The organism is Microvirga sp. P4_G7 (genome assembly GCF_056401005.1).
In genome coordinates, this window is sequence record NZ_JBFUKD010000451.1 from 1 (window position 1) to 3,172 (window position 3,172).

A 3,172-nucleotide genomic window follows, 5' to 3' on the forward strand; every position below is an offset into this window, starting at 1 on the left:
GCGAGCCAGTCGTGTTCAGCCGAAAGACGCTGCTCGGAATGTCGGCTGATCGGTTGCGGCGGCGTTTCCTCGTCCGTCCATGCGCCGCCCCGGTCGCCATAGACGCCCGTCGTCGAGAGATAGCCGACCCATCGCGGTTTCGCTGAGGCGAGCGATTCCCCGAACTGCGCGAGCGTGGGATCACCGCCGTCGTTGGGTGGAGCAGAGACGAGGATGACATCCGCCTCGCGAAAGTCTCGCACGATCGCGTCGACATTTGCAGCTTCGGACAACGCGTAGGCGCCAAGCCCGTTTGCCGTTAGCCGGGCCGCTTTTTCCGGATCGCGGACCGTGCCGGCGACTCGCGAGAACGCCACGCCGGGACGGCGGATCAGAGCCTGCGCCGAGTAGCCGAGACCGAAGACGAAAAGCTTCATGATTCAAGTCCGTCGTGCGGATCAACGGCGAGCGCTCGGGTCCATTCCTGCTGCACGGCGGCATCTGGTTCCGACGCCTGTTTTCTCTGCGCGTGATGCGCGACGGCGCTCTGCGGGAGCAACCTGCCGATCGCCCATACGGCCATGGCACGCACCAGAGGGGATGGATCGTCGAGAAGCGCCACCGCTTCGTCGGCCAAAGGTTGGCGTCCCGAATTGCCGATGGCGATCAGCACATTGCGGATGAAGCGCTCACGTCCCGTCCTCTTGATCGGCGTTCCGGCGAAAAGCGCGCGAAAACGGACGTCATCGAGACGAGCCAGATCGGCAAGAGGCATCGCCGACAAATCGTCCCGTTGCTGCAGGCGCACTTCACGACCGGCCTGCGCGAACTTGTTCCACGGACAGACCGCGAGGCAATCATCGCATCCGAAAATGCGATTACCGATGCCAGCACGCAGGTCCACCGCAATGTGCCCCTTGTGCTCGATGGTGAGATACGAAATGCAGCGGCGGGCGTCGAGTTGATAGGGCGCTGGAAACGCGTTCGTCGGGCAAATGTCGAGACAACGGCGGCAGGAACCGCAATGATCCCGCTCGGCCGCGTCGATCGGCAATTCCGCCGTCGTGAAGATCGCACCGAGAAACAGCCAATTGCCGAATTCGCGCGAAACGACGACCGTATGCTTGCCCTGCCACCCAAGTCCGGCGGATTCCGCCAACGCCTTTTCCATGACGGGTGCGGTGTCGACGAAGACTTTGACGTCCGCACCGGCGCGGGAGGCAAGGAAACCAGCCGCTTCCTTCAGCTTGCCCTTGATGACGTCGTGATAATCGCGGTTGCGGGCATAGACCGAAATCGAGGCCCGATCCTTGAGCGCTACCGTTTTCAGCGGATCGTCGGTCGGACCATAGTTCAAGCCGAGGAGGATGACGCTCTTGACGTCGGGCCAGAGGACGCGCGGATCGGCACGGCGCTCGGCTGTTTCCGCCATCCAGTCCATGGAACCGTGATAGCCCTCGGACAGCCAGGATTGAAGCCGTTCAGGCGCAAGCGGCGTGCCGGCAGGCGAGGCGACCCGAACGACGTCGAAGCCGAGCTCGGTTGCCCTGGCTGCGAGAGCCCGTTTCAGGGCCTCTCCCTCTAGAAGTCCAGATCGTCGTAATGATCCGCCGGCGCCATCCCGGCCACCCGGTCCGACAGGAGCGCGCGAAAGGACGGCCGGGACTTGATCCGGGCGTACCAATGCTTCGCTGTTTCGTCCTCGTCCCATGGAATGTCGCCGAGATAGTCAATGATCGAAAGATGGGCCGCAGCCGCCAGATCCGCATAGCTCAACTGATCGCCCGCCAGCCAATTCCGTGTGGCGATCAAATAGCCGATGTATTTCAGGTGGTATCGCACATTGTTTCGCGCCGCGCGAATCGCGTTCATGTCGGGCGGACCGCCTCCGAGTTCGCTCGGCATGAAGCGCTTGTAGACCTTCTCGGTCACGAGATACTCCGAAACCTCGTCGTGGAACTTCCCCAGAAACCAATCGAGCAGGCGCCGGACTTCGACCCGCTCGGCGACGTTACGCGGCATCAGCCGACGATCGGCCAGGCTGTCGCCCCACATATCGTCGAGATACTCGGCAATCACCGAGGCTCCGGGCACGACGAGACCATTGTCGTCGATGAACACCGGCAGATTCCCGGCCGGGTTGATCTCGAGAAAAGGAATCCGGCGCTCCCACGGCTTTTCCTCGACCGTTTCCGGTTCGATACCGAGTTCAGCCAGGACCAAGCGAACGAACCGCGAGCGCGGACAAAAAGGATAGTGATGAAAGATTGGCATGGGAGCGTGTCAGACGCGAAACAGACGGCGACAATAAGGCCACGGTCCGTTAACGGTCGGTAAGTAATTTTGGTGAATCTCATGTTCCCAACGCAGACTTGAGACGCTTGTGGTGCAGCCCGTCCGTTCGCCTAGGATCTTTCCGTCATGACGCAATTGTTCGARGCGTTCGTTCTTGGTCTCGTCGAGGGACTGACCGAGTTTCTGCCTGTTTCATCGACCGGCCACCTCCTCCTTCTCGGTCATTTTCTCGGCTTTGAATCCACCGGCAAAACCTTTGAGGTCCTGATTCAGCTCGGTGCGATCCTGGCAATCCTGACGGTATATTTCGGGCGGCTTCTCACCATTGCGAAAGCCCTGCCCTTCGATCCTGCAGCGCGGCGTTTCGTGCTGGGCGTGCTCATCGCGTTCCTACCAGCCGCGTTGATCGGCGCGGTCCTGCACGGTTTCATCAAGGACGTGCTGTTCAATCCATGGATCGTCTGCCTGACGCTCATCGTCGGCGGATTTGTACTTCTGGTCGTTGATACGCTGCCCCTCAAGCCGACCCAGCACGATGCAACAAAGTTTCCTTTGCCGATGTATCTCAAGATCGGGTTCCTTCAGTGCCTCGCCATGGTTCCTGGCGTGTCGCGCTCCGGCGCGACCATCGTCGGCGCCATGCTGCTCGGCGCCGACAAGCGCGCGGCAGCGGAGTTCTCGTTCTTCCTCGCCATGCCGACAATGGCGGGCGCCTTCGCCTATGATCTCCTGAAGAACTACAAGATCCTGTCGGCGGACGATCTCAATCTCATTGTCGTCGGCTTCGTTGCCGCCTTCGTCTCCGCGCTTCTCGTCGTGAAGACCTTTCTCGACTACATCTCCCGCCACGGCTTTGCGCCCTTCGCTTGGTGGCGGATCGTCGTCGGATGCGCAGGCC

General features: G+C 61.2%; 4 protein-coding genes. 1 reads left to right on the plus strand and 3 read right to left on the minus strand.

The annotated features are described in order from the left end of the window. The 3 genes from AC1DT3_RS16190 to AC1DT3_RS16200 all read right to left on the minus strand — a co-directional run. On the minus strand, nucleotides 1-416 hold a 416-nt coding region (locus AC1DT3_RS16190; RefSeq protein ID WP_477466270.1), incomplete at its 3' end, for a Rossmann-fold NAD(P)-binding domain-containing protein. Next, nucleotides 413-1,549, minus strand: coding sequence for a tRNA epoxyqueuosine(34) reductase QueG (queG, locus tag AC1DT3_RS16195; RefSeq protein ID WP_477466273.1), 1,137 nt, complete (start codon nucleotides 1,547-1,549; stop codon nucleotides 413-415). The genes queG and AC1DT3_RS16190, both read right to left, overlap by 4 nt. An 11-nt stretch (nucleotides 1,550-1,560) precedes the next feature. Further along, on the minus strand, nucleotides 1,561-2,253 hold the full coding sequence (locus tag AC1DT3_RS16200; RefSeq protein WP_477466271.1) for a glutathione S-transferase family protein: 693 nt from the start codon (nucleotides 2,251-2,253) through the stop codon (nucleotides 1,561-1,563). Between the two features lie 147 nt (nucleotides 2,254-2,400). Between AC1DT3_RS16200 and AC1DT3_RS16205 the strand changes: the two genes are divergently transcribed. Then, nucleotides 2,401-3,172 (plus strand): undecaprenyl-diphosphate phosphatase (locus tag AC1DT3_RS16205; RefSeq protein WP_477466272.1); only part of this gene is annotated, 772 nt, incomplete at its 3' end.

Excerpts from the sequence above, each read along its gene's own strand:
- AC1DT3_RS16200 (WP_477466271.1), bottom strand. The coding sequence starts at position 2,253 with ATGCCAATCTTTCATCACTATCCTTTTTGTCCGCGCTCGCGGTTCGTT.